Origin of the sequence: Citreicella sp. C3M06 (genome assembly GCF_018860705.1) — a bacterium.
Taxonomy (GTDB): Bacteria; Pseudomonadota; Alphaproteobacteria; order Rhodobacterales; family Rhodobacteraceae; genus Salipiger.
The window spans coordinates 149587-175722 of record NZ_JAHKQA010000047.1 but is presented as its reverse complement, the minus strand read 5'-3'; the positions used below and the strand labels follow the sequence as shown (position 1 = coordinate 175722).

Genomic DNA, 26136 nt, shown 5'->3' with positions numbered 1-26136 from the left:
CGAGCGGGCGCATGGGGTGACCGTTCGGGCATTGCGCAGAGCCCAGTATGACCCTTTCGAAAGGACGCGGCATGAAGCCGGAGCAACGGCGGGAACTGATCGTGCAGCTTGTCGAAACGCTGGGTGAGGTGCATGTGGATGCGCTTGCGGAACGCTATGGCAGCTCGCGAGAGACCATCCGCCGCGACCTGAGCGCGCTGGATGCCAGCGGGCGGCTGCGCAAGTTTCACGGCGGGGCGCGCGGCATCGCCGCGCCGGGCGAACCGGGCCTGACCGAAGGCCCGCTGGATGCCCGGCTTGCCACGCTGAGGGTCGAAAAAGACGCCATCGGCCAACGCGCCGCCACGCTGTTTGGCGAAGGCGCCACGCTGTTTGTCGACACCGGATCGACCACCATCGCCTTTGCACGCGCGCTGGCCCGCCGCCGGGGCCTGACAGTGATCAGCAATTCTCCGCAGATCGCGACCGCGCTGGCGCAATCCGACGGCCGTCACCGCCTGTATCTGCTGGGCGGAGAGATCGCCGCCGAGGGGCGCGAGACGCTGGGCGCGCTGGCCATCCAGCAGCTTCAGCAATTCAGAGCCGAACATGCGGTGCTGACCATCGGCGCCATGACGCCGGACGGGATCATGGATTACGACCTGCGCGAAACCGAACTGGCCCGCGCCATGATCGCCCGCGCCGCCAGCGTCACGGTGCTGGCCGATCACAGCAAGCTGGACCGCGCCGCCGTCTTCGAAGTGGCCTCGCTTGGCAGCATCGACCGGCTGGTGACCGACCGCGCCCCGTCGCCCGAGATGGGCGCCGCGCTGCGCAGCGCCGGGGTCGAGGTTATCGTCGCCCCGGTGGGCCGCTAGCCCGCGGCCATGAGCTGACGCAGCAGGCTGATCGGATGCTGCAACGCGCGGTTCGCAACCTTGGCGCTTTGACAGCGGCAGGAATAGCCCGTTGCAAGGATGATATCCGGCTCCGGCCCGGTCGCTGGTGCGGTGGCATCCTGCCACGACTGGGCAAAGATCGTCTCGGATGTGGCCCGGTTCACGGTCTCATGCCCCCACATACCGGCCATGCCGCAACAGCCCGTTGCGGGGATGTGCAACGTGATGCCGAAGCGGGCAAAGACCTCTCGCCAGCCCGTATGTCCTGCCGCGCCTTGCACCCGCTCCGAGCAATGGGGCAGCAGCCGCACCCGCATCGGCGGCGCTTGCACCGTGTCGTTCACCAGCGTTGCCAGCAGCTCCTGCGGGCTGAGGGGGCGGGGCGTGCCCTCGGGGTAATCGGTTTTGTAACAGGCGGTTATCGCGGGTTCGATCTGGACCATGCGGGTGCCGGTGGCGTCGATGCGGCGCAGCAGATCGGCCTGAGCCCGGGCCTGCGCGGCGGCCCCGCGCACACGCCCGAGCACTTGGCGGGCCTTGCCCGAGGGGCGGTAGGGCGCAACGCGCAGGCGGTGGCCCAGCCTGTCCAGAACCTCGGCCAGATCGGCCACCAGCTGCGGTTCAAAGAACCGGGTAAAGGCGTCGGGCACCAGCACCACGTCGCGCGCCGGGTCCAGCGTTTCAAGGTCTCGCAACTGGTCCAGCGGCGGCCTGTGCAGCGGCAGCGCCGGCAGGGCGGTCAGGCCGATGCGATGCATCAGCGCCGCCCCCGGCCCTTGGGTCATAAGATTGGCCAGCCGGGGCAGGCGGGCGGCATAGGGCAACAGCGCCTCAAGCTGGTCGAGCGCGTAGTGGCGCAGCGGGCGGCGATGCCGGGCGTGATAGCTTTGCAGGAATCCCGCGCGCAGCTTGGGCACATCGACCCGGATCGGGCATTGGGTTGTGCAAGCGGCGCAGGACAGACAGCCGTCCATCGCCTGTTTCACATCCGCCTCGAAATCGGGATCGGCGGCACCATCAGGCCCGCCCTGCCGCAACCATTCGCGCATCAGCGAGGCGCGGCCCTTGGGGGAATGGCGCCGATCGCCGGTGGCCTTGTAGGACGGGCACATCACATCGCCCGCGTCGCGGTTGAAACAGGCGCCATTGCCGTTGCAGGCAAAGGCCGAGGCATGATCCGCGCGCAGCCCCTCGGGCACCTGACGGTCCATCTGGCCACGGGTCGGCACGCCGTCGATCTGCCACAGGGCGCTGTCATCCGGGGTGGCGATCTTGCCCGGATTGAGCTGGTTGCGCGGATCGAACGCCGCCTTGATCTGTTGCAAGGCGGGATACAGCGGGCCGAACACCTCGGGCACATATTCCGAACGCACCCCCTTGCCATGTTCGCCCCACAGCAAACCGCCGTGCTGATGCACCAGCGCCACCACCTCGTCGGTGATGCGGCGGATTAGGACTTCCTGCGCCGGGTCGGTCAGATCCAGCGCCGGGCGCACGTGCAGCACGCCCGCATCCACATGGCCGAACATGCCGTAATCCAGCCCTTCGCGGTCCAATATGGCCCTGAAACCGGCGATGAACGGTTCCAGCCGTTCGGGTGGCACGGCGCAATCTTCGACAAAGGGCAGCGGGCGTTTGCTGCCCCGCGCCCGCCCCAGCAGGCCGACCGACGCCTTGCGCAGCCCCCAGACCCGCGCCACATCCGCGCCTTGGGTCTGTGTCACCGCAAGCCGCCCCGGTCCGGCGGCAAGCCTGTCGCGCAGGGTTGTCACGTGGTCCGTCAACGCGCCCGCATCATCGCCGGTGAATTCGACGATATTCACCCCCGCCGCATCCGCCACCGGGAACAGATGCGCCACGGCGGCAAAGCCGGGTTCTTCGCGCGCCAGCCCCAGCACCCGGCTGTCGATGGTTTCGACCGAGGTCGCGCCAAGGCTCGCCATCTCGCGCGCATCGCGCAGCGCGGCCTGAAAATCGGGGTAGAACACCAGCAGCAGCGCGGTGGCGGCGGGGATCGGCAACAGGTTCAGCGTGGCCTCGCTGATCAGGGCCAGCGTGCCCTCTGATCCGCAGATCACCGCCGCGGGGTCGATGCTGTCACCCTGCCGGATATGGGCCAGATCATAGCCGGTCAGCGTGCGGTTGAGCTTGGGAAAGCGCTGCGCGATCAGCTCTGCCTGATCGCGACTGAGGGTATCAAGCGTTTCCAGCACCGCGCCGCTGCGCCCGGTTCCGGGGACATGGGGCGCGCGCTGCGTCTGGATCACCTCGCCCCCGATCAGCGCGGCGCGCAGCGACAGCACATGGGTCGAGGTCTTGCCATAGGCGCAGGACCCTTGCCCGCAGGCATCGGTCGAGATCATCCCCCCGATCGTGGCGCGCGACGATGTTGACAGTTCGGGCGCAAAGAACAGCCCATGCGGGCGCAGCGCTGCATTCAGTTGGTCCTTGATGACGCCGGGCTGCACCCGCACCCGGCGCGCCGCAACGTCGATATCAAGGATCCGGGTCATGTGGCGCGAACAATCCACCGTGATGCCGCCGCCCAGCGATTGCCCGTTGGTGCCGGTGCCGCCGCCGCGCGGGCGCACGGTAACGCCGTGAAACTCGGGCTGGTCGAGCAGGCGGGCGATCAGCGCAAGGTCGGCTTCATCGCGCGGATAGACCACGGCGCCGGGCAGCAGTTGATAGATCGAATTGTCCGTCGCCATCACCACCCGGTCGCCGGGGGCTATGGAGACGGTGCCCGCAAACCCCTGAGCCGTCAGGGCTTGGGCAAAGTGTCGCTCGGCCTTGGTGGGCGGGGGCATGTGGCGCGTCATCGCAGAGCTTTCGGCTGGGGCGGCAGCGCCGCGGTGCGCGGAATTTTGACGCAGAGCGTGACCGAGTGCAACAATCGCGGCAAATTAAATGGGGCCGATATTGTGTATTCGGTTAGCAAAATGCACGTTCAGTCAATATGCCCTTGGGGCTGACGATGGAGGTGGCGCTTGACCCTTGAGACAGCGGAAGCGGATGTCGCGATCATCGGGGCCGGTGTCGTGGGCTGCGCCATGGCGCGTCGCTTTGCGCTGGAAGGCGCAAGCTGCGTGCTGATCGAAGCGGCGCCGGATATTCTCGCCGGGGCGTCAAAGGCGAACAGCGCCATCCTGCACACCGGGTTCGATGCGCCGGTCGGATCGCTCGAGCTGGCCTGCATGCAGGCGGGCTATAACGAATACCTGCAGATCCGGGGCGCGATGAACCTGCCGCTGCTGGAATGCGGCGCGATGGTCGCCGCCTGGAACGACGACGAAGAGTCGCGCCTGCCGGATCTGCTGGCGCAGGCCCATGCCAATGGCGTGCCCGACGCGCGCCTGCTGAGCCGCGACGAGGCGCGCGCGCGCGAGCCGCACCTGTCCTCACGGCTGCGCGGCGCGCTTCTGGTCCCGCGCGAACATGTGATTGATCCGTGGTCCGCGCCGCTGGCCTATGCCACGCAGGCGCAGATGCTCGGCGCGCGCCTTTTGTTCAACGCCGCCCTGACAGGCGCGCGGCGCAGCGGCGATCTGTGGCACCTGACAACCGCCGCCGGAGAGATCCGCGCCCACAGCGTCATCAACTGCGCCGGACTGTACGGGGATCGAATCGAAACCCTGCTGACTGGCGCCTCCCGCTTCGACATTCGCCCCCGCAAGGGGCAGTTCGTCGTGTTCGACAAGGCCGCCGCCCGCTGCCTGACCAGCATCCTGCTGCCGGTGCCCAACGAGCGGACCAAGGGCGTGGTGCTGACCCGCACCGTCTTTGGCAACCTTCTGGTCGGCCCCACCGCCGAGGAACAGCAGGCGCGCGAGCGCCCCGATGTCACCACCCCAGAGCTGAGCACGCTGATCGACACCGCGACGCGGCTGGTACCCGGCCTGCGCGACATGCCGGTGACGGCGGTCTACGCCGGGCTGCGCCCCGCGAGCGAGCGCAAGGAATACCGCATCCACGCCGATCACGAATTGGGCTATTTCTGCGCCGGGGGCATCCGGTCCACCGGGCTGACCGCCGCGCTGGGGATCGCGCGCCATGTGTTCGCGCTCTGGGCGCGGGCGGCGCGGCCCGTCGCGCCCCCTGATCCGCCAGTGCCCGTCATGCCCAACCTTGCCGAAGGTCTGACCCGCGACTGGCAGCGCCCCGGCCACGATGGCATTGTTTGCCACTGCGAGATGGTCACCCTGCGCGAGCTGCGCGCCGCGCTAGATAGCCCTGTGCCACCGGGCGATTTCGGCGGGCTGCGGCGGCGCACCCGCTGCGCCATGGGCCGTTGTCAGGGCTTCAATTGCCTTGCCCGCATCGCGACGTTGACCGAAGGGCGCCTGCGCGATCCGATCCTGCCGGAGGATCGCAGATGAGCGAGGCTTGCGATGTCGCCATCGTCGGCGCTGGCCCGGCCGGGCTGGCCTGCGCCACCGAACTGCGCCGGCTCGGGGTGGGCCGTATCGTGGTGCTGGAACGCTTTGACGAGGCGGGGGGCATGGCGCGCCACTGTGCCCATCCGCTGTGGGGGATGCGGGAATTTCGCCGCTTTCTTGGCGGCCCGGCCTATGCCCGCCGCCTTGTTGCCCGCGCCTTGGCCGCCGGGGTCGAGATCAGAACCGGCACCACCGTCACGCGCATTCGCCCGCACGGGCGGCTGGAACTTGCAACGCGCGACGGGGCGATGATCCTCGACGCGGCGCGCATCGTGCTTGCCACCGGGGCCCGTGAACAGACCCGCGCGCAGCGGCTTGCGCCGGGGATGCGGCCCCTCGGGGTGATGAACACCGCGGCGTTGCAAGCGTTCCTCACCTTGGAACAGCGCCGCCCGTTTCGCCGCCCTGTCATCATCGGCAGCGAATTGGTGGCATTTTCGGCATTGCTGAGCTGCACGCGCCACGGCATGCGCCCTGCGGCGCTTGTCGAGACCGAAGACAGGCCGCGCAGCCGGGGCGTCTTTATGGCGCTGTGCAGGCTGCTTGGGGTGCCGGTGCTGATGGGGGCGACGCTGCTGTCGATCGACGGCGCGGCGCGGGTTTCGGGGCTGCGCCTGCGCCTGCGCGATGGCAGCGAGCGGGCGCTGGCCTGTGACGGCGTGGTGTTTTCCGGGCGTTTCACCCCCGAGGCCGCATTGGCGCGCGACAGCGGCCTGACGCTTGATCCCGGCACGCAAGGGCCGTTGATCGATGCGGGCTGGCGCAGTTCGGACCGGCATGTGTTCGCGGCGGGCAACGTGTTGCACCCGGTGGAAACCGGCGGGCGCTGCTGGGCCGAAGGACGCCATGTCGCGCGCCGTGTCGCGCAGGATCTATCGCAGGGCTCGCGGCGGCGCGAGGCGGTCGATATCCTTCTTGGCGACGGGCTGCGCTATGTCGTGCCGCAGCGGATTGCCGCGGGGCAAACCCCCTGCACGCTGGTTCTGCGCGCAAATGGTGCCCTGCGGGGGCGGCTGGTTCTCAGCGATGGCGCGGGGCGTGAACTGGCCGTGGCCAGCCTGCGCAGTCACCCCGAACAATCGCTGCGGCTGCAGGTGCCCGCACTGGACAGGGCGGCGCTGGCGGGCGATCTCTGCCTGAGGCTGGAGAGAGAGGGCTGAGCGATGCGGGTGCTGGCGCTGGATCAGGGCACAACCTCGACACGCGGGATCGTCGCCGATGACGCGGGACACAGCCGGATCGTGCTGGCGCTGCGCCATGCCCAGCATTTTCCGCAGGCGGACCGGGTCGAACACGACCCGGCGGAACTGCTGGCCAATCTGCGCGCGGTGATTGCGGCGGCCGGGCCGGTGGACGCCATCGCGCTGAGCAATCAGGGCGAAAGCTGTCTGGCGTGGGATGCGCTGAGCGGCGCGCCGCTCTCGCCGATCATCGTCTGGCAGGACCGGCGCACGCAGGCCCGTCTCTCTGCCATGTCCCGACACGCGGCGCTGGTGCGCGAGCGTGCCGGGCTGCCGCTTGATCCGTATTTTTCCGCCGCCAAGCTGGGCTGGCTGCTGGACAATGTGCCCGAGGTGCAGGCGGCGCATCGCGCCGGGCGGCTGCGGCTGGGCACGACGGATGGGTTCTTTTTGCAGAACCTGACAGGGCGGGCGCAGACCGATATCAGCACCGCATCGCGCAGCTCGTTGATGGGGCTGGACAGCGGCGCATGGGATCCAACGCTATGCGATCTGTTCGGGGTGCCGATGGACTGCCTGCCCGAGATCCGCCCGACGGTTGGCGATTTCGGCAGCATAAATGACACCCCCGTCACCGCGGCGGTGGTCGACCAGCAGGCCGCGCTTTACGGGCATGGCTGCCGCGCGCCCGGAGACGCCAAGATCACCTTTGGCTCGGGGGCCTTTGCGCTGGCCCTGAGCGATGGCGCGCGGCCCGAAACCGCAGACAGCGGCCTGTTGCCCACGGTGGCCTGGCAAATCGGCGGGCGCACCGCCTATGCGCTGGAAGGCGGGGTGCAGGCGGCGGGATCGGCGGTGGAATGGGCCATGCGGATCGGCCTGCTCGACACGGCCGAGGCGCTTGCCGGGTTCTCCGCGCCGCCCGCGATCGACCGGGGGCTGGTGTTCGTGCCCGCCTTGTCGGGGCTTGGTGCGCCGCATTGGGATGGCTCGGCGGCGGGGCTGTTCATCGGCATGACAGGGGCCACCACGCGCGCGGACATGGCGCAGGCGCTCATCGAAGGCATTGCACTGCGCGCTGCCGAGGTGATTGCCCGGCTGGGGCCGCTGACGCGGCTGTCGGTGGACGGAGGCCTGTCGCGATCGCCGTATCTGTGCCAGTTTCTGGCGGATGTGACGGGGATGCACCTGATCCTGCCGGGCACCGATGAGCTGACAGCGCTGGGGGGCGCGCAGCTGGCGGCGCTTGGGCGGGGCGGTGCACTGCCGGGGCCACCGGCGCGGGGAGAGGTTGCGCCGCGCACCTGCGACCGGTCTGCCCGCATGGCGCGGTTCGCGCAGGCGGTGGATCGTGCCCAAGGCTGGCGCGCGGCGCCTTAGCGCAAGTTCTGGTGCGAGTGAGCGAGTTGCACGAACGGTCAGCATTCAGACTTAATGAGTGACCGTTCGCGCGTATATACCGGCAGAGAAGCCGATACTTCCGGTTGCTCTGGCGGCTTGGGGGCACCTGCTGCCCCTTATCGGGCAGGGTTGGCACGCCAGAATCCGCTGACGGGGAGCGTTTTTGCACCGAAACCGTCGAATCCGCGCAGATGTTGGCTCCAGCCCATCTTTCTTGATGACCTTCGCAAATCATGTAGATAGCTTGCCCGAAACCACAATTGGCGCAGATCTGGCCGCCCGCCGTTGGGCCGCTTTGCCAGAGTGGTGATAGCGAAAAAGGAAGACCCCTCATGCCCAGTGCAGCCCAGCCCTTGCCCTTCACCTGTCGCAAATCCCCCGCGCGGGGCTCGCAAGGCGTTGTGGTGACCAACCATCCGCTGGGCACGGCGGCGGGGCAGGAAATGCTGGCCTATGGCGGCAATGCGGTCGATGCCGCCGTTGCGGCGCTGCTGGCGCTGACCGTGGTCGAGCCGATGATGGTGGGCATCGCGGGCGGCGGCGTGTCGCATCTGCGCCTGCCGGATGGGTCACATACGGTCTATGATTGCCTGTCGCAGGCGGGGGCCTCGGCGCGGCCCGACATGTATACGCCGGTGTCGGACGCGCTGCCCGGTTACATGGAAACCGCGGGGCGGGCCAACCTTGTCGGGGCGGGGGCCGTGGCGGTGCCGGGCAACCTGCGCGGCTGGTGCGCGATGCACGCTGCCCATGGCGCGCTGCCCTTTGCCGATGTGATCGCTCCGGCGATCCGTCTGGCAGAGCGCGGCTTTGCGGTGACGCCTTACCTGTCGTCCAACATCACCCGCCACGCCGAAGACCTGTCGCAGGACGCTGAAATCGCTGGGATCTTCCTGCCCGGCGGCACGCCTGCGCCCGTTGGGCACCGCTTGGTGCAGGGGGATTACGCGACAAGCCTTCGGCTGATCGCCACCGAGGGCGCCGAGGCGCTGCATGGCGGCGCCTTGGGGCGTGCCTTGGTGGATCGGCTGGGCGAGACCGGGTCGGTGTCGATGGAGGATCTGATCAATTATGTGGCGCGCGAACGCGAGGCGATCTTTGCCAGCTATCGGGGGCATCAGATCGTCGGCCCACCGCCGCCAGCCTCTTCGGGGGTGCATGTGGCGCAGATGCTCAACATGCTGGAAAGCCACGACATGGCGGGGATGGGGTTTGACTCCGCCGAACGGCTGCACCTGCTAGCCGAGGTCATCCGCATCGCCTTTGAGGATCGGCGCGCCGCCTCGGGCGATCCGGATTTCGTCGATATCCCGGTCGAAAAACTGATTTCCAAGGAGTACGCGGCGGCGAGCCAGTCGCGGATGCGTGCTCTTGGCGGAGAGGGCGCGGTGCCGCCGGGCTATGAAAGCCAGAACACCACCCATATCACCGTTGCCGACCGCGACGGGCGCATCGTGTCGGCCACCCACACCATCAACGGGCTGTTCGGGGCGCGCTTTGTGGTGCCGGGCACGGGGATCATCCCCAACAACTACATGTATAATTTCGACCCGCACCCCGGAAAGGCGCTGTCGATCGCGCCGGGCAAGCGGGTGCCGACCTCTATGGCGCCGATGATCGTGCTCAAGGACGGCGCGCCCAGTTTCGCGCTGGGGCTGCCCGGCGCGGTGCGGATTTTCCCATCCGCCATGCAGGCCATCGTCAACATGATCGATTTTGGCATGACGCCGCAACAGGTGGTAGAGGCGCCGCGCATCTGGACCGAGGGCGCGCATGTGGAACTGGAACCGGATTACGCCCATCACAAACCGGCGCTCGAAGCGGCGGGCCATACTGTCACCCTCGTGCCCCATATCGGCGGGGGCATGAACATGATCGCCTTTGCGCCCGAGGGCGAGATGATCGGCGCGGCCTGCTGGCGCGCCGATGGCACGGTGGCGGCGATGGGCGGCGGATTGGCCGCCGCCGGTATTTCATTTCACATCTGACAGGATGGGGGCCGAAGCGAACCCATTGCGTGCGGGGTCAGTAGCCCCGCGCGGCGTCGGCGACATCGGCGCAGGTTCCGGTGTCGGCAAAGGTCTTCAGGTTGGCGGCGATGATCCGCCCTCCGGTGCCCGCATCGATCTGCGAGGCCACATGCGGGGTTACGGTGATGCCCGGATGATCCCAGAACGCATTGTCCGTGGGCAGCGGTTCGACATGGAACACATCCAGCGTCGCCTGTTTGATCTGCCCACTGTCGAGCGCGGCGATCAGATCGCCATCCACCAGATGCCCACCGCGCGCGCAGTTGATAACGCAGGCGCCGGGCGCAAGCTTGCCAAACAGATCGGCGTTCAGAATGCCGGTGGTCTGCGCGGTCAGCGGCAGCAGGTTCACCAGAATTTCACAGCCATCCAGAAACGCATCCATCGTTTCGGGCCCGGCAAAGGTGTCGACGCCGGCGATATCCTTGGGCGATTTCGACCAGCCGCGCGTGGTGAAGCCAAGCCCCGCAAGGGTCTGCGCTGCCGCCGCGCCCAGATTGCCAAGCCCCATCACGCCCACCACCCGGTTGGGCGCAACGGGCACCACGATGGCGTGCCAGTCCTTCTCGGCCTGCGCCTGCAACTGGCGGGGCATGTCGCGGTGATGGCGCAGCACATGCAGCGCCACGTATTCGCGCATCCGCTGGGTCAGATCGTCGCCCACGGTGCGGATGATCGGAATGCCGCTGGGCAGCTGTTCATCGGCCAGCACATGGTCGATGCCCGCGCCGATGGACACCACGGCGCGCAGGTTGGGGAATTTGGCGATATCGCCGCTGCGCGGGCGCCAGACAACGGCGTATTGCACCTCGGCCGGGTCGCTCACGGCGTCCAGCGCCTTGACGGTCCAGCCGGGCAGCAGGCCGGCCAGCATATCCACCCACCACTGGGTCTTGTCTTCGGCGGGAAGGTAAACGGCAACGGTCATGTTGTTTCCTTGATCTTGTCTGAAACTGTTTCGTTCATGGGGGATGTCGGGTGAATCTCAAGCAGCTTGAAGCCTTCTACTGGCTCAGCCAGTTCGGCAATCACCGCCAGACCGCGGAATTTCTGGGGCTGACGCAGCCAGCGGTTTCGGCGCGCATTCAGTCGCTGGAAAAGGATCTGGGCAAGGGGCTGATCGACCGCGCTGCGCCGGGGTTTGCGCTGACCGATCAGGGCATCGAGGTGGCGGAATTCGCGCTGCAATTCCTCAACCTGCGCGAGGCGATGATGGGGCGGTTGCGCGACAATCGCAAAACCACGCTGAGCATCGGGCTCGCGGGCATGGCGGCGCTGACCTGGGGGCCGCTGTTGCGCGCCGCCGCCGAGGCTGACCCGGATCTGGAGCTGGATATCTACGCCGGGTCCGACCTGCAACTGCGCCGCTTTGTGGATTCGGGCACGCTGGATGCCGCCTTTACCGCCACCGGCGACCGGGTCGGCGCGGATTTCGCGATGTGCTATGATGTGGGCTGGGTGGCGCGGCCCGACGTGATCGACGGGTTGCCCCTCCCGATGTCGCCAGACCAGCTGCGGTTGCTGCCGCTGGTGCTGTATCCGAAAACCTCGCCCTTGTTCATGCCGGTGGCGGAATATGTCGAGGATATGCGCGACCGCCCTGCGCCGCGCCATTTCGGCAATTCGCTGTCGACCATCGCGGAAATGGTGCGCCTTGGCTACGGGGCCTCGGCGCTGGCGCTGACGGCGATGGAGCGCGACATAGATGCGGGCCGGGTCGTGCAGATCCCGGCCACCGAGACATTGCCGCCGCTGCATGTGGCCTGCACCCACGTCAACCGCGCCCGGCGCAAACAGGTCGGCAAGGTGCTGAGCCTGGCGCGGGATGCGGCGTTCGAGTGGAGTGCAGGGCATGGGCGGTTTGCCTCTTTCATCGAGTTGTAGGGCTTAGCCCTTGAGCTTGTCGGCGACCATGGTCGAGGCACCCGACATCTTGCCCAGATGCAGCCCGTCGGTGATCTTGGCCTCGTTGATCAGGCCGCGCTCGGTCTTGAGCTCGCCCTCGGCCAGCACCGCGTCAAGGTCTTCGGGGGCGATGAACAGCACGCCGGATTCATCGGCCAGCACCGCGTAGCCCGGCAGCACCGCCGCGCCGCCGATGGACACAGGCACGTTGAAGCCACCGCCGGTGTTGTAAAGCCGCGTGGTGACGGGCGAGGGCCCGCGCGACCACATGGCGAAATCCTGTTCCTTGATCTCGGCGGTGTCGGTGTGGGGGCCATCGACACAGCCGCCCTCCAGCCCGATCATCGCGGCCATGCGGGTCACGCCGCCGCCCCAGCAGGCGTATTTGGTATCGCCCAGCCGGTCCACGGCAAGGAAATACCCCGGCCCGCATTCGCTAAGGCAATGGTGCAGCAGCGTGCTGTCCAGCCCCGGAATGGCAAGGGTGGCGACGGTGGCGGCGATCACCTTGCCCGGCAGCACCGGCTGGATCGCCGGGGCGGCAAAGCCGAAGTGGTAGAAATGGCCGATGGTCGCGGTTTCCAGCTTGGCCAGCCGGTCGAGTTTCTCCTGCGGGATCTTCGCCGGCATCGGATTGAGTTTGTAGGTCAGGTTGGTCATGGATCAGGCTTTCAGTTTTGAGGGCCAAGAATAAGATCGGGCAGGAAGGTCACGGTCTGCGGCACATAGGTCAGCAGGATCAGCACGCCGATCAGCGGGATAAGCATGGGCAGCACGGCCATCGTCACCTTTTCGAACCGCACGCGGCCGACCTCGGCGACGATATAAAGACCGATGCCCATGGGGGGCGTCGCGATGCCCAGCAGCAGGCCAAGCTGGATGATGATGCCGAAATGCACCCGGTCGATGCCATAGGCGTCGATCAGCGGCAGCAGCGTTGGCACAAGGATCAGCTTGGCGGGCACGCCTTCGACGACACAGCCGACGAGGATGATGAACACCAGCAGCAGGGCGAGGAACACGTTCTTGTCTTCGGTCAGGCCAAAGGTGAAATCCGCCAGCTTCTGCGGCGTCTGGTCGATGGCCAGAAGCCAGCCCATGGCGATGGAAAACGCGATGATGATCATGATGACTGCGGTCATCATGGCGGTGTCCGACAGCGCGTTGAAGAACGAGCGCCAGTTCAGTTCGCGATACCACAGGCCGATGGCGATGCAGTAGATACAGGCGAGCACGCCCGCCTCGGTCGCGGTGACGAAGCCGAACATGATGCTGCCAAGGATGATCGCCGGAGCGACCAGCGCCAGAAAGCCGTGCTGTGCGCTTGCCACGACCTCGCGCGAGGTGGCGCGCGGCTGGGTGGGGAAGTCTTCGAACTGGGCGCGGATGCGCACATAAAGCATCAGCGCCAGCCCCACGAGGATGCCCGGCACCAGACCGGCAAGGAACATCCGTTCGATGGATTGCTGGGCAAGGAAGGCATAGAGCACCAGCCCGATGCTGGGCGGGATCAGCGGGCCGATGACCGAACTCGCCACGGTGATGGCGGCGGCGAAATCGGGCTTGTAGCCGCGTTCGCGCATCGCCTTGATCTCGATCGCGCCAAGCCCGGCGCAATCGGCCACGGCGGCGCCGGAAATCCCCGCAAAGATCATCGACGACAGGATGTTGACCTGCGCCAGACCCGCCTTGAGATGCCCGACAAGCGCATTGGCAAAGGCAAAGATACGCTCGGTCACGCCGGTGGCGTTCATCAGGTTTCCGGCCATGATGAAGAACGGCACGGCGGTCAGCGAGGCCTTGTTCACCCCCTCCAGCATCTGCTGTGGGATGATCTGCAACGCGTTGGAGAAATCCGAGGTCAGAAAGGTCAGCACCGTGGCGCTGCCGATCGCGATGGAAATGGGCACCCGCGCCAGAATCAGCGCGATGAAGGTGCCGAAGAGAATCCAGGCCATGAGTTATGCTTCCGGGTGATGATCCGTGACGTTTTCGGGCATGCCCGCCGCCAGCTTTGCGATGTCGAGAAGGGCGCTCAGAGCCACCAGAACGGTCGACAGGAACAGCGGCACCGACAACGCCAGCCGCGGCAGTTCGCCGCCCGCAGGCAGGATCGCGCCGTCATAGATGCCGTTCGATGTGGCGATCACCTTGGGAAGTTGCAGCAGCAACACCCCTGCAACCAGCAGCGTCGCCGCGTCCGAGATGATGCGGGTTGCCACCATGCCAGCGGCGCCGAGCCGTTCGGCCACGAAATCCACCCGCACGTCTTTCAGCCGGGCATAAAGCGCGAAGAAGCCGAAGAAGCTGAGCCAGATGAAGAACACCATGGTCCACGGCCACATCCAGTAGGGCGCAAGGCTCATCGGGCGCAACACGATGGTCGCCGCCGTCAGGCCGAGCATCGCCAGCAGGCACAGGTTGGACACCCACAGAAACGCGCCGCCCATCGTCCAGTTCAGCCGGTCAAGCCGGTTGAGGGCCCGCTGTAGCGGACCCTCTGGTTGGAATTCTGCGGGGATCACTGCGCGACCCGCGTGGCGTCGATGCCTTCAAGGAAGCCTTCGGGCAATTCGCCCGAAGCGGCCATCTGCTCGTAATAGGCCGTCATCTTGTCGACGAGCGGCGAGATGTCGATTTCGGTAAAGGTGGCACCATCGGCGACCATGCGCTCGATGCTTTCATCCGCGACCGAGAACATCAGATCGCGCGACATCGCGCCGACCTCTTCATAGGCCTGCATCAGCCCGGCGCGGGTTTCATCGTCCAGCGCCTCCAGCGCGCTTTCATTGACCATGAAACCGATCGACTGCCAGTATTCATCCATGCGGGTGATATAGGGGGCGACCTCGTTGAAGCGCATGGATTCCACCAGCGCGATGGGCGAATTCACCGCCTGCACGATGCCCTTGGAAATCGACTGGTGGACCTCGGTCCAGGGCAGGGTGATAACCTCGGTGCCCAGCGTATCCCAGGTGTCGATGGCGATCTTGTTTTCGTGCATGCGGATCTTGAGACCCTCGTAATCCGCCGCTGAATTGATCGGCACGTTGGACACGGTCACGCGGTAGGGGCCCCGCAGCACCAGCGTCGGATCGCCCAGCGGGCGCACGCCCGAGGCCGCAGCGGCAGTGTCGAACCAGCCTGCGACAAGATCCGAGTTCATGAACCGGCGCCAATGGTCGTAATCGTCAAACGCATAGGGCGCAGCAAGCCAGCCAAGCGCCGGCTCCCATTTCTTCATGTAGCCAAAACCTTCGGCGTAGACCTGCACGATATTGGCCTGAAGCTGTTCCAGAACGGCGTTTTCCTTGCCCAGCTGTTCGTTGGGATAGACGGCGATCTTCAGCTCGCCGCCGGTGTATTCCTCGGTCAGCTCGGCGAATTTCTCGAACACCTGCCCCTCGGGGCTGTCGACGGGCATCTTGGTGGCCATCTTCCAGGTGGTCTCGGCAAAGGCGGCGCTGCCCAGCAGCGTGGCCATGGTGGCAAGTCCAAGGATGGTGCGGGTCATGTGGTTTCTCCGTGTTGGGGGATGGTGCCGGCTTTGGCCGGTCTGGTTGGGATCAATCGTGCAGGCCCTTGGCGACATGGTCGCGCACCAGCCCGGCGCCGATCTGCGCAAGGCGCTTGATCAGCACATCGCCGGTTTCAGCCGAGCACAGCGTGGGGTTGCAGCCGTAAGCGCCGGTTTCGGTCGCTTCCAGCGCCTCGATCGGGGCCTGAATCTTGGCGCCGTCATAGACGATGGACGAAAAGCCGCCGATATCCAGCCCCTTGATGGTGCTGCCGGTGGGCGCCTCGCGCACCAGATCCTTGCGGATTAGGTCGGGGTAGAAATGCAGGCCGACCGAGGTCAGCGGATCGCCGCCATGCCCCGAGCTGGCCTTGGCCTTGTCGGCGCCGATCAGCCCGGGCAGCTCGCCATACGCCACCTGCCACAGGTACATCGAGGGCACGAACAGCCCGGCCTTCTGCCGCCAGCGCAGCGCCACCTCGGTGATGGCCGGAACGTTGCCGCCATGGCCGTTGACGATCATCAGCTTGCGAATGCCGTGTCGGTCGAGGCAGCCGAACATGTCATCCAGAATGCCGCACAGCGTGGCGTGGCTGATCGAGATGCCGCCGTGGCTCGATTCAAAATAATCCTTGCCGCCAAAGGGGATCACCGGCGCGACAAAGGTCGCCACGCCATCGGCGCGGGCGGTCTTGGCGATTTCCATCGCCATCAGGTCGGCGGCCATGTAATCGCCCATCGGCGCATGGATGCCCTGATCTTCGAGCGAGCCCATGGGCAGCAGCACCACGGCCTCTGAGGTCAGCTCCTCGCGGGCCTCTTGTGAGGTCAGCTCTGCCATGCGGATCTTGTCGATCATGTGATTGGTTCCTTGCCTGTCATGTCTCGTTGCGGCCACTGAAGCGGTCATCGCGGGGGGCGTCCAATTCAAACGGGTTGCCCCCCGATAGAAGAAATTTTCCGGGCGCGGGGCCGGTTACAGCCCCGGCTCATAGCGCCAGTTGACCAGCAGTTCGGACACGCTGGCGCTGTTGGGCAGGGTGACAACCTCGGCCACCAGCCGGGCGAGATCCTGCGGCTGGGTGATCTCGTGGCGGGGCAATTCGTCATGGCGCAAGGTCATGTCGGTGGCGACAAAGCTGGGGCAGACGGCGCAGGCGCGCACGCCCTGATCCCAGCCCGCGCGGCGCGCCGCATGAGACAGCGCCACGGCGGCGTGCTTGGTCATCTGGTAACCCGCGTTCAGCCCCAGCACGCGCTTGCCCGACGCCGAGGCCAGCACGATCACCCGCCCCTGTCCTGACGCACACAGCGCTGGCAGCGCGGCGCGGGTGAGGCGGAACGGCGCCTTGATATTGACCGACAGCAGCGCCTCGAGCGCGGCTTCCATCTCGTCATCGGGCTGGGGCGTGTCGGGCATCAGCTCCAGCGGGCCGCTGATCCCGGCGCTGTTGATCAGCGCGTCGATGCGCCCATAGCGCGCGAGGGTTGCATCGGTAAACCGGCGGGCGGCGGCGGGGTCGCTCGCCTCATACTCCACCACCAGCGGGTCATGTGCGGCCAGATCATCAGGCAGCGCAGCAGGGTCGCGCAGCCCCAGCGCCAGCCGATAGCCGCGCGCCGCCAGATCATGCGCGATGGCGGCCCCGATGCCGCGGCTGCCGCCGGTGATCATCGCAACAGGGGTCATGGCTTTCCTCCGGGTGTGGCCTTGATACAGGCGGCGTTCCAGCCGGTGCCCACCGACGTCAGCGGCGGCACGGCCCGCGCACAGGCCTCTTCGGCCAGCGGGCAGCGGGTGCGAAACGCGCAGCCCGAGGGCGGGTTGACTGGGCTCGGCAGGTCTCCGGGCAATACGCCATCGGCGCTGTCGGCGCGCGGATGCAACGAGGGCGTCGCCGCCAGCAGCGCCCGGGTATAGGGATGCGCGGGGCTGCCAAACACCTGTTCGGCGGGGCCTTCTTCGACGATGCGCCCCAGATAAATCACCACGATCCGCGTGCACAGATGGCGCACCACGTGCAGATCGTGGCTGATGAACAGCATCGCCAGATCCAGATCGCGGCGCAGATCCATCAAGAGGTTCACCACCTGCGCCTGAATCGACACATCAAGCGCCGAGACCGGCTCATCGGCGACGATGAAATCGGGGCGGGTCGACAGGGCGCGGGCCACGGCGATGCGCTGGCGCTGACCGCCGGAAAACTCATGCGGGCGGCGGGCGGCGGCCCCCGCGGGCAGGCCGACCTGTTCGAGCAGGCGGGCAACCTCGGCGTTGACCTCGGCGCGGGGCACGATGGCGTGGGTGATCAGCCCGTCGGCGATCTGTGCGCCGATGGTGCGGCGCGGATCGAGCGAGCCGAACGGGTCCTGAAACACCATCTGCATGCGGCGCGACAGCTTGCGCCGTTCCGCGCCGGACAGGGTGGCAAGGTCGCGCCCGTCAAAGCGCACGCCGCCGCGAGACGGCGCGTCCAGCCCCATCAGGATGCGCCCGAGCGTAGACTTGCCGCAGCCGGATTCGCCAACAACGCCAACGGTTTCCCCCTTGGCCACGCTGAGGCTTACGTCATTCACCGCCCAGACATCGCGGGCCCGGCCCAGCAGCCCTTGGCGCTGCGGAAAGTTGCGGCCAAGGTGGCTGGCTTCGATCAGGGGGGCGTTCGGGGTGTGATGGGTCATGTGACCTCCTCCCAGCGCAAGCAGCGGGTGATGCGGTTTGGGGCGGGTGATGCGGCTTGGGGGGCGCGCTCGCGGCAGCGCTCCGTGGCATGGGCGCAGCGTGGGGCAAACCGGCACCCCGTCGGCATGGCATGGGGCAAGGGCACCGCGCCGGGGATGGCGGTCAGCCTTGTGGCGCCGCTTTCGGGCACCGAGGCGATCAGCGCGGCGGTGTAAGGGTGACGAGGCCGGGTAAAGACCTCGGCCACCGGGCCTTCTTCGACGATTTCGCCGGCGTACATCACCGTCACGCGGTCGGCGATTTCGGCCACCACGGCAAGGTCATGGGTGACAAAGATCATCCCCATCCCCGGCGTATCGCGGCGCAACTGCGCGAACAGCGCAAGGATCTGTGCCTGAATGGTCGGGTCGAGCGCGGTGGTCGGCTCATCCGCGATCAGCAGGCGGGGGTTACCGGCAATCGCCACCGCGATCATCGCGCGCTGCCGTTGCCCGCCCGACAGCTCATGCGGGTAGGCGCGCAGGCGGCGTTCGGGGTCGGGAATGCCGACCTGTCGCAACAGCGCGACGACGCGCGCGCTCAGCGCCTCGCCCGACAGGGTCGTATGCGCGGTGATCGCCTCGGCCACCTGATCGCCGATGCGCAGCACCGGGTTGAGCGAGGCCGCCGCATCCTGAAACACCATCGAGATTTCATCGCCGCGCAACTGGCGCATCGCCTCTTCATCAAGCGTGGCAAGGTCGATGCGCGTCCCGTCGCGGCGGGTATACAGCGCCGAACCGCCAGTCAGCCGCAGCGTGTCGGGCAGCAGGCCCGTCATCGCAAGCCCGGTCAGGGTCTTGCCAGAACCGCTTTCACCGACCAGCGCCATGGTCTCTCCGGGGCGCACGCTGAGCGTGACGCGGCGCACCAGTTCAAGGTCACGGGCGGCGATCGACAGATCGGTGATCTGCAGCAGCGGGGCATCCTGCGGCGCAGGAAGCGGCGTTAAGGGTTTCTTCGGGCCGCGCGGGCGCAGCCACAGCGCGCCGCCTGCGGTGATCGCGCGCGGGTCCAGCGCCGATTGCAGCCGGTCGCACAACAGGTTGAAGGTCAGGATCGTGCCCGCCAGCGCCAGCGACGGCCAGACCAGCAGCAGGGGGGCCAGCTCCATCGCGCCGCGCGCCTCGCGGATCATCAGGCCCCAGGACGGGGTCGGCGGCACCACGCCAAGGCCCAGAAACGACAGCCCGCTTTCGATCACCATGGCCGAGGCCACCACCAGCGACATCTGCACCAAAAGCGGCGGCAGCACGTTGGGCAGGATCGTGCGCAGCAGGATCTTCATGGGGTGGGTGCCCATCGCCTGTTGCGCGGTGACAAAATCAAGGCTGCGCACCTGTTGCGTCGCGGCATAGACCACGCGGGTGTAGTTGGGCGTATACAGAATGGTCAGCGCCAGGATCAGCGGCCAGGTGCCCGCGCCCAAAATCGCCACCACCAGCAGCGCCAGCAACAGCGGCGGCAGGCACAGGATGATCTCCACCGCGCGCACGGTGAACAATTCCACCACGCCGCGAAAATAGCCCCCCAGCAGGCCCAGCATCGTCCCCGCGATGGCGGCCAGCAGGGCCGAGCCGACGGCGATGAACAACGATGCCCGCCCGCCCCAGATCAGCCGGGACATCACATCGCGGCCAAACCCGTCTTGTCCCAGCCAATGGGCCGCCGAGGGGCCGGAAAAACGATTGGGAATATCCATGCCGCGCACGTCTTGCAACGGCAACACCGGGGCCAGAACCACCAGCGCGAAAACCAGCGCAACGATGGTGCCCGGAATGATCAATTTGCGTGTCGATCTTTTCATCTTAGCGCCCCAGCGAAATGCGCGGATCAAGCGCGGCATTCACCACATCGACCACGAGGTTGAGCAAGACGAACAGCACCGAGATGGTCATCACGATCCCCACCACCTCGGGGTAATCGCGCGCATCGACAGCCGAAACGAGGTAGCCAGACAGACCCGGCCAGTTGAAGACGAATTCCACCAGAACGGTGCCTCCGATCAGGGTGCCCATTTCCAGCCCCAGCACCGTCAGCACCGGGATCAGCGCATTGCGCACCACGTGGCGGCGCAGCACAGCGCGCACGGGCAGGCCCTTGGCGCGGGCGGTGCGCACATAGTCGCGTTGCAGCACCTCGAGCACCGAGGCGCGGCTCATCCTCGTGATCACCGCCAGCAGGCTCAGCGCGACGGTACCGGCGGGCAAAAGCAGCAGTTTGAGATGTTCGGCAGGGTCTTCGGTAAAGGCCACGAACCCCCCGGCGGGCAACCAGCGCAATTGCTGCGCAAAGATCAGGATCACCACCGAGCCGACCACAAAGACCGGCGTCGACAGCGCTGCCGATGCGAATAGCGAGATCACCGCATCCGCCTTGCCATCGGTGCGGATCGCCGCGTAGGTGCCCAGCGGCACGCCGATGCCGGTGGCAATCAGCGCGGCGGCGATGATCACCTCGAGCGTACGGGGCAGGCGCAGGGCGATCTGTTCGATCACCGGCGCGCCGTCGCGAAACGACACGCCGAGATCACCGGAAAGCACTCCGGCCATATGGTCCAGATACTGCTGCCAGAGCGGAGCGTTCAGCCCCATCTTTTCCCTCATCGCCGCCACCGCCTGCGGATCGGCGGCGACGTTGCCGCCACTGAGCAGCAATTCCGCCGGATCGCCGGGGATCAGGTGCAAAAGAAGAAAGACGATTGTCACCACGATCCAGACAAGGAACAGCGCGACAAGGCTTCTGAAAGCAATGTATCTGAGCATCGGTTCCGCTTACCCGAGCATCGCCGCTTCCAGCGTGAAGCCGGAATAGAAGGTCAGCTGGCCGGGCATGTTGGAGAACCCGCTGACATTGCCAGCAAGGCCGTAGCCCTGTTCGCGCCAGCACAGGCCCATGATCGGCGCGGTGTCGATGGCGATCTGTTCCAGTTCCTTGTAGATCGCCTTGCGCTCTTCGGTGTCGAAACTGGCGCGCCCCTTGGCAAAAAGCGCCGAGATCTCGGGGGTTTCCAGCCCGTAGCTGCGCACATAGCTCAGCGGCAGCGCGCCATCGACCACATTGGCAAGCCCGTCGGGGTCGTTGTTGTCGGCCGCCGTGCCCATGACGGCGATGTCATAGGCGCCCTCGTTGCCCTTTTTCACCCGGGTCGACCATTCGGGCAGGTCCAGCGTGACGTTGACGCCGATCATCGACAGATAGGCCTGACAGACCTCGGCGGTGGATTGGTGCATGCCGTATTGCGCGGTCGACAGCATGGTGCAGTCAAAGCCGTCGGGATAGCCCGCCTCGGCCAGCAGCGCCTTGGCCTTTTCGGGATCATAGGACCATTCGTTGGCCAGATCGGCGTTGTAGAATTCCGACGCATCGGCGATCGGCAGATGTTCCAGCGGCGCGCCCCGTTCGTAAAACGCGGCGGCGGCGATGTCTTCGCGCTTGATGGCGTGGCCGATGGCGCGGCGCACCAGCGGGTTGTCGAACGGCGCCTTGGTGGCGTTGAAGGTCAGGTACATGAACGGCCCGAAGGTGGTGTCGAGCTGCAATTCGGCGTTGTCGTCGATCTGCGCCATGGCCTGCCACGGCACGTATTCGACCACATCGACATCGCCCGCTTCCAGCGCCGCGACGCGCAGGTTTTCATCGGCATAGACGATGGCGTCGATGCCCGCGACCTTGGGCATACCCTCCTTGTAGTAATCCGGGTTGGCGACGACGCTGATCGACACGCCGCGATCCACCGAGGCCAGCTTGAACGGCCCCGCGCCCATCAGGCTGTCGCGTTCAGAGCCCTTCTTGGCGATGCACATGTTGTAGCTGGCAAACCAGCCCGGCAGCACCGCCTGCGGTTCGGCGGTCTTCATGATGACGGTCTTGGCGTCGGGGGTTTCCACCGAGGTGATGCTGGCAAGCTGGCCCTGAAGATAGGCGGCTGAATCCGGCTTTTGCGCCTCGAGCACGGTCCAGGCGACGTCTTCGGCGGTGACCGGGGTGCCATCGTGCCACAGCGCGTCGCGCAGGTGGAAAGTCCAGTCGCCCGCCTCGGACACTTCCCAGCTTTCGGCCAGTTCGCCCTGCATGACGCCGTCCTTGTCATAGCCCACGAGGCCGCGGTGGCACATCATCTTGATGGTGCCCGCCGCCGTGCCGCTAGAGGTCCAGATGTCAAAGCTAGGCGGATAGGCCGACAGCCCGAAACGCAGCGTGCCGCCATCCTGTGCAAAGGCGCCCTTGGTGCCCAGAAAGCTCAGCGTTCCAGCCGCCGCGCCGGTGGTCGCCAGAAAGCCGCGCCGGTTCATCTTGGTCGTCATGGTCCAGTCTCCTTGTCGGTTTTTGTTGCAGGCTCTTGACGGCCCCGAGGGTTTTATTTGGTTATTCTGCCGCGATCGGCGCTGCGTTGTCTTTTTGATCCGCCACGCCATAGCCGCCCCCGCCGGGGGTGATGATTTCCAGCCATTCGCCGGCGCGCAACGTGCCGTAGCCGCGCTCGAACGGGTCGCAGTCGGGGCTGGTGACATAGCTGCCGTGACCGCCCGCGCCGCCGCCCTTCAGCCCCCAGGACCGGGATTTGTTGCGCGAGACATCGACGTGCACCATGCAGTCTTCGGTGGCGCGGTACACCCGGCGCAGCCCCATGCCGCCGCGATGCTTGCCCGCACCGCCCGAGCCGTCGACCAGCTCGTAGCGTTCAAGGATCAGGGGGTATTCGCCCTCAAGCGCCTCGACCGGCAGGTTCGATGTGTTGGTGGCGTGCACATGGATGCCGTCGAGCCCGTCAGCGGTGGGACGCGCGCCGCCGCCGCCGCCGATGGTTTCAAGGTACACCCAATAGCTGCCCGCATCCGGCCCCGACTGGCGGGTGCCCGAGAACACCGCGACCGAGCAGGTCGAATTGGTGCAGGCCGACACGCGCTCTGGCACCGCCTGCGCCAGCGCCCCAAGGATCAGGTCCGCAACCCGCTGGCAGGTCTGCACCCGGCCATTGACCGCCGCCGGGTGGGCACAGTTGAGGATCGAGCCGTGCGGCGCGCGCACCGTCAGCGGGCGCGCAAGGCCCGCATTGGGCAGCACCGTGGGGTCGATCACCGATTTGACGATGTAATAGACCGTGGCCAGCAGCGCGGTGCGGGTCATGTTGATCGGCGCGCGGATCTGGGCGGGGGCCTCGAAATCAAGGCTCAGCTCGTCGCCCGCCACCGTCACCGTAACGGCAAAGGGGATCGGCTCGTCGAAATCGAGATTGTCGAACACGTCTTCGAACCGCCAGCTGCCATCGGGCAGCGCCGCGATCCCGGCGCGCATCTTGCGCTCGGCGTAATCCAGCAGCGCCTCGCCCGAGGCCAGCACCGTGGCCGTGCCGTAGCGGGCGCAAAGCTCCTGAAACCGCGCCACGCCGACGCGGTTGGCGGCCATCTGCGCGCGCAGGTCCGACAGCCGCTCGCGCGGCACCTGACAGTTCAGCAGGATGATTTCCTGCACATCCTTTTGCAGCTCGCCCGCGCGGTACAGGCGGATCGGCGGAATGCGCAGGCCTTCCTGATAGATATGGGCATGGGCGCGATCGACGAAATCGGAATGGTGGGCAAGGTTCACCGTCCAGGCCACCAGTTCGCCATCGACAAAGATCGGCTCGGCCAGAACGATGTCGGGCAGATGGGTGCCGCCGCCGCGATAGGCGTCATTGCCGACAAACACGTCGCCGGGGCGCAGGTCTGCCTCGTCATGATCGGCCAGCAGCATCGGGATGAAATCAAGGAAACTGCCAAGGTGGATCGGGATATGTTCGGCCTGACACAGGGTGCGGCCCTGCCGGTCGAACAGTGCGGTCGAACAATCGCGCCGTTCCTTGATGTTGGTGGAATAGGACGCGCGCACCAGCGCCTCGCCGGTTTCCTCGACGATGGACGAAAGCGCGGCGCCGATCACCTCGACCGAGATCGGATCAAGCAGGGGGGCACTCATCGGGGCAGCTCCAGAATAAGATTGTCGATGGCATCGACGCGGGCGGTGACACCGGGCGGGATCAGCGTGGTGGTGTCCATCTGCTCGACAATGGCAGGCCCGGCAAAGACCATGCCCGGCGCCAGACGGTCGCGCGCATACAGCGTCGTTTCGGTGAATTCGCCGGTCTCGGGGTACCAGACATCGCGCGCCCCGATCACGGCGGACGAGGCATCGGCGTCGCCCTCGGGGCGCTCGCTCAGCCGGGCCTTTTGCACAAGGCCGGTGGCCTCGGCGCGGAAGGTGACGCAAAGGATGCGTTCCTCCGGCACGGCAAAGCCGTACATCCGTTCATGCGCCTGCGTGAAGCCGCTGCGCAGTGCGTCCAGCGTTTCGTCGGTGACCGGGCCGTCGGGCAGGGGGATCGACAGTTCGTAATTCTGCCCGTCATAGCGCATGTCGATGCGGCGGGTCAGAACGCGGCGATCTGCGGGAATGGCTTCCTGCATGAACCAGTCGGCGGCATCGGCATCGACGCGGGCCATGGCCTCGGCGATGGTCTCGCGGCTGTCGCTGTCCAGCGGGGTCAGGCGGGTGGCCGAGAAATCGGCGCGCAGGTCGGTCAGCAACAGGCCCATGGCGCAAAGAATGCCGGGGCTGCGCGGAATGATCACGGTGGACATACGCAATTCCTGCGCCAGCCGCACTGCGTGCAACGGCCCCGCGCCGCCAAATGCCATCAGCGCGTAGTTGCGCGGATCATGGCCGCGCTGCACGGAAATCACCCGGATCGCCTTGGCCATATTGGCGGTGACGACCGAGATGATGCCCTGCGCCACCTGCATCGTGCCCATGCCAAGCTGGTCGGCCATCTCGCCAATGGCAGCGACGGCCATATCGCGATGCACCTTCATGCGCCCGTCAAGGATCTCGACGGGGTTGAGCACCTGCAACACGATATTGGCGTCGGTCACGGTGGGTTCGGTCGCGCCGCGCCCGTAGCAGACCGGGCCGGGGTCGGCGCCAGCGCTTTCGGGCCCGACCTTGAGCAAGCCGCCGCTGTCGATGCGCGCGATCGACCCGCCGCCCGCGCCGACGGTGTGAATGTCGAGCATCGGCGCCTTGATCGGGTAGCCGTGGACCGAGGCCTCGTTGGTCTGGCTAGTCTCGCCCCCCGCCATCAGCGCCACATCCGAAGAGGTGCCGCCCATGTCAAAGGTGATGATGTCGCCGTGGCCGGATGCATTGGCAATGGCCTGCGCCGCCACCACGCCGGTCGAGGGGCCGGACAGCACCGCGCGCACCGGGGTTTGCGCCGCGACCTCGAAGCGCACGACGCCGCCGTTGGATTGCGTCAGGTGCGGTGCGACCGGCAGGCCCAGATCCGCAAGGCGCGGCGTCAGCCGGTGAATGTAGCGGTGCATGATCGGGCCGAGATAGGCGTTGACCGTGGCGGTGGACAGCCGTTCGAATTCGCGGAATTCCGGCGCGATCTCATGGCTGGCGCAGATGAACACGCCGGGCATTTCCTCCTCGACGATGCGACGGGCGGCCTGTTCATGCGCCGGGTTCACAAAGGCATAGAGAAAGCAGATCGCCACCGCCTCGACACCGGCCTCGTTCAGGGCGCGGGCGGCGGCGCGCACCGCCTCTTCGTCCAGCGGCACGTCGACATCGCCGTTGCGCAGCATCCGCTCGGGCAATTCAAACCGCAGCTCACGCGGGACCAGCGTTTGCGGCTTTTCGGCGAACAGATCGTAGAGGTCGGGGCGTTTCTGGCGGCCGATTTCCAGCAGGTCGCGAAAGCCGCCGGTGGTCAGCAGGCCGACCTTGGCGCCGCGATGGGTGATCAGCGCGTTGGTGGCGACCGTGGTGCCATGGCCCAGATAGGACACTGCCGCCGCGGGCGACGCCCCGCCGCCGGCGCATTCGCTCATGCCTTCCTGCACGCCCTGCGCAATGCCGCGCGAGGGGTCATCGGGGGTCGAGGACACTTTCCAGATGGCGATCTGACCGCTGGCTTCGTCGAACATGCACACATCGGTGAAGGTGCCGCCCGAATCGACGCCGACGCGCCAGGTGCCGTTGCGGGCGATATCCTGCGATCCGTCCATCATTTCTTGTGT

The 26136-nt window shown here is 66.7% G+C and carries 20 protein-coding genes; 6 read left to right on the top strand and 14 right to left on the bottom strand.

Annotation, left to right across the window (positions count from 1 at the left end; all coding sequences use genetic code 11):
- The first annotated feature begins 47 nt into the window (after positions 1-47).
- Entirely contained in the window at positions 48-857 is an 810-nt protein-coding gene (locus KO516_RS11115) for a DeoR/GlpR family DNA-binding transcription regulator (protein ID WP_252737534.1), read from the top strand.
- Here KO516_RS11115 and KO516_RS11110 read toward each other — a convergent pair.
- Positions 854-3688: an FAD-binding and (Fe-S)-binding domain-containing protein gene (locus KO516_RS11110; RefSeq protein WP_252737533.1), complete on the bottom strand. Its 2835-nt coding sequence runs from the start codon at positions 3686-3688 to the stop codon at positions 854-856. The two genes, KO516_RS11115 and KO516_RS11110, sit on opposite strands and share 4 nt — an antisense overlap.
- A 180-nt stretch (positions 3689-3868) precedes the next feature.
- On the opposite strand from KO516_RS11110, the gene KO516_RS11105 reads away from it, so the two are divergent.
- From KO516_RS11105 to ggt, 4 genes are all read left to right on the top strand, one after another.
- Complete coding sequence (locus KO516_RS11105) at positions 3869-5257, top strand: NAD(P)/FAD-dependent oxidoreductase (protein ID WP_252737532.1); 1389 nt, start codon at positions 3869-3871, stop codon at positions 5255-5257.
- On the top strand, positions 5254-6477 hold the full coding sequence (locus KO516_RS11100; protein ID WP_216003854.1) for an NAD(P)/FAD-dependent oxidoreductase: 1224 nt from the start codon (positions 5254-5256) through the stop codon (positions 6475-6477). Before KO516_RS11105 ends, KO516_RS11100 begins: the two co-directional genes overlap by 4 nt.
- A gap of 3 nt (positions 6478-6480) precedes the next feature.
- Positions 6481-7878, top strand: a complete 1398-nt coding sequence (locus KO516_RS11095) for an FGGY family carbohydrate kinase (protein ID WP_216003853.1) — start codon at positions 6481-6483, stop codon at positions 7876-7878.
- Positions 7879-8231: 353 nt separating this feature from the next.
- Positions 8232-9887 (top strand): gamma-glutamyltransferase, encoded by a 1656-nt coding sequence (ggt, locus tag KO516_RS11090; protein ID WP_216003852.1) that lies wholly within the window; start codon positions 8232-8234, stop codon positions 9885-9887.
- Between the two features lie 37 nt (positions 9888-9924).
- Here the strand turns inward: ggt and KO516_RS11085 are convergent, their stop codons facing one another.
- On the bottom strand, positions 9925-10857 hold the full coding sequence (locus tag KO516_RS11085) for a glyoxylate/hydroxypyruvate reductase A (RefSeq protein ID WP_216003851.1): 933 nt from the start codon (positions 10855-10857) through the stop codon (positions 9925-9927).
- Between the two features lie 50 nt (positions 10858-10907).
- Between KO516_RS11085 and KO516_RS11080 the strand changes: the two genes are divergently transcribed.
- A complete protein-coding gene (locus tag KO516_RS11080; protein WP_216003850.1) occupies positions 10908-11813 on the top strand; it encodes a LysR family transcriptional regulator in 906 nt (301 codons plus the stop codon).
- Positions 11814-11816: 3 nt separating this feature from the next.
- On the opposite strand, the gene KO516_RS11075 is transcribed toward KO516_RS11080, so the two are convergent.
- The 12 genes from KO516_RS11075 to KO516_RS11020 all read right to left on the bottom strand — a co-directional run bounded on the left by KO516_RS11075 (position 11817) and on the right by KO516_RS11020 (position 26127).
- The gene (locus KO516_RS11075) at positions 11817-12494 is read right to left on the bottom strand and encodes an RraA family protein (protein WP_216003849.1); all 678 of its coding nucleotides are present in this window, start codon (positions 12492-12494) and stop codon (positions 11817-11819) included.
- A gap of 11 nt (positions 12495-12505) precedes the next feature.
- Complete coding sequence (locus KO516_RS11070; protein WP_216003848.1) at positions 12506-13792, bottom strand: TRAP transporter large permease; 1287 nt, start codon at positions 13790-13792, stop codon at positions 12506-12508.
- Between the two features lie 3 nt (positions 13793-13795).
- Positions 13796-14359: a TRAP transporter small permease subunit gene (locus tag KO516_RS11065; RefSeq protein ID WP_216003847.1), complete on the bottom strand. Its 564-nt coding sequence runs from the start codon at positions 14357-14359 to the stop codon at positions 13796-13798.
- Complete coding sequence (locus tag KO516_RS11060) at positions 14356-15348, bottom strand: TRAP transporter substrate-binding protein (protein WP_216003846.1); 993 nt, start codon at positions 15346-15348, stop codon at positions 14356-14358. The genes KO516_RS11065 and KO516_RS11060 overlap by 4 nt, the downstream gene beginning before the upstream one ends.
- A 52-nt stretch (positions 15349-15400) precedes the next feature.
- Entirely contained in the window at positions 15401-16210 is an 810-nt protein-coding gene (locus tag KO516_RS11055; RefSeq protein ID WP_216003845.1) for a creatininase family protein, read from the bottom strand.
- 117 nt (positions 16211-16327) lie between these two features.
- Complete coding sequence (locus KO516_RS11050; protein ID WP_216003844.1) at positions 16328-17041, bottom strand: SDR family NAD(P)-dependent oxidoreductase; 714 nt, start codon at positions 17039-17041, stop codon at positions 16328-16330.
- Positions 17038-18033, bottom strand: a complete 996-nt coding sequence (locus KO516_RS11045; RefSeq protein ID WP_216003843.1) for an ABC transporter ATP-binding protein — start codon at positions 18031-18033, stop codon at positions 17038-17040. Before KO516_RS11045 ends, KO516_RS11050 begins: the two co-directional genes overlap by 4 nt.
- A complete protein-coding gene (locus KO516_RS11040; RefSeq protein ID WP_216003842.1) occupies positions 18030-19880 on the bottom strand; it encodes a dipeptide/oligopeptide/nickel ABC transporter permease/ATP-binding protein in 1851 nt (616 codons plus the stop codon). The genes KO516_RS11045 and KO516_RS11040 overlap by 4 nt, the downstream gene beginning before the upstream one ends.
- 1 nt (position 19881) lies before the next feature.
- Entirely contained in the window at positions 19882-20838 is a 957-nt protein-coding gene (locus KO516_RS11035) for an ABC transporter permease (RefSeq protein WP_216003841.1), read from the bottom strand.
- A 9-nt stretch (positions 20839-20847) separates the two neighbouring features.
- Positions 20848-22380: an ABC transporter substrate-binding protein gene (locus KO516_RS11030; protein WP_216003840.1), complete on the bottom strand. Its 1533-nt coding sequence runs from the start codon at positions 22378-22380 to the stop codon at positions 20848-20850.
- Positions 22381-22441: 61 nt separating this feature from the next.
- Positions 22442-24031 (bottom strand): hydantoinase B/oxoprolinase family protein, encoded by a 1590-nt coding sequence (locus KO516_RS11025; protein WP_216003839.1) that lies wholly within the window; start codon positions 24029-24031, stop codon positions 22442-22444.
- On the bottom strand, positions 24028-26127 hold the full coding sequence (locus tag KO516_RS11020; protein ID WP_216003838.1) for a hydantoinase/oxoprolinase family protein: 2100 nt from the start codon (positions 26125-26127) through the stop codon (positions 24028-24030). Before KO516_RS11020 ends, KO516_RS11025 begins: the two co-directional genes overlap by 4 nt.
- Positions 26128-26136: the final 9 nt, after the last annotated feature.

Excerpts from the sequence above, each read along its gene's own strand:
- KO516_RS11115 (WP_252737534.1), top strand. The coding sequence starts at position 48 with ATGACCCTTTCGAAAGGACGCGGCATGAAGCCGGAGCAACGGCGGGAA.
- KO516_RS11025 (WP_216003839.1), bottom strand. The coding sequence starts at position 24,031 with ATGAGTGCCCCCCTGCTTGATCCGATCTCGGTCGAGGTGATCGGCGCC.
- KO516_RS11060 (WP_216003846.1), bottom strand. The coding sequence starts at position 15,348 with ATGACCCGCACCATCCTTGGACTTGCCACCATGGCCACGCTGCTGGGC.
- KO516_RS11045 (WP_216003843.1), bottom strand. The coding sequence starts at position 18,033 with ATGACCCATCACACCCCGAACGCCCCCCTGATCGAAGCCAGCCACCTT.
- ggt (WP_216003852.1), top strand. The coding sequence starts at position 8,232 with ATGCCCAGTGCAGCCCAGCCCTTGCCCTTCACCTGTCGCAAATCCCCC.
- KO516_RS11095 (WP_216003853.1), top strand. The coding sequence starts at position 6,481 with ATGCGGGTGCTGGCGCTGGATCAGGGCACAACCTCGACACGCGGGATC.
- KO516_RS11055 (WP_216003845.1), bottom strand. The coding sequence starts at position 16,210 with ATGATCGACAAGATCCGCATGGCAGAGCTGACCTCACAAGAGGCCCGC.
- KO516_RS11040 (WP_216003842.1), bottom strand. The coding sequence starts at position 19,880 with ATGAAAAGATCGACACGCAAATTGATCATTCCGGGCACCATCGTTGCG.
- KO516_RS11075 (WP_216003849.1), bottom strand. The coding sequence starts at position 12,494 with ATGACCAACCTGACCTACAAACTCAATCCGATGCCGGCGAAGATCCCG.
- KO516_RS11085 (WP_216003851.1), bottom strand. The coding sequence starts at position 10,857 with ATGACCGTTGCCGTTTACCTTCCCGCCGAAGACAAGACCCAGTGGTGG.
- KO516_RS11035 (WP_216003841.1), bottom strand. The coding sequence starts at position 20,838 with ATGCTCAGATACATTGCTTTCAGAAGCCTTGTCGCGCTGTTCCTTGTC.
- KO516_RS11100 (WP_216003854.1), top strand. The coding sequence starts at position 5,254 with ATGAGCGAGGCTTGCGATGTCGCCATCGTCGGCGCTGGCCCGGCCGGG.
- KO516_RS11030 (WP_216003840.1), bottom strand. The coding sequence starts at position 22,380 with ATGACGACCAAGATGAACCGGCGCGGCTTTCTGGCGACCACCGGCGCG.
- KO516_RS11020 (WP_216003838.1), bottom strand. The coding sequence starts at position 26,127 with ATGATGGACGGATCGCAGGATATCGCCCGCAACGGCACCTGGCGCGTC.
- KO516_RS11070 (WP_216003848.1), bottom strand. The coding sequence starts at position 13,792 with ATGGCCTGGATTCTCTTCGGCACCTTCATCGCGCTGATTCTGGCGCGG.
- KO516_RS11050 (WP_216003844.1), bottom strand. The coding sequence starts at position 17,041 with ATGACCCCTGTTGCGATGATCACCGGCGGCAGCCGCGGCATCGGGGCC.
- KO516_RS11110 (WP_252737533.1), bottom strand. The coding sequence starts at position 3,688 with ATGCCCCCGCCCACCAAGGCCGAGCGACACTTTGCCCAAGCCCTGACG.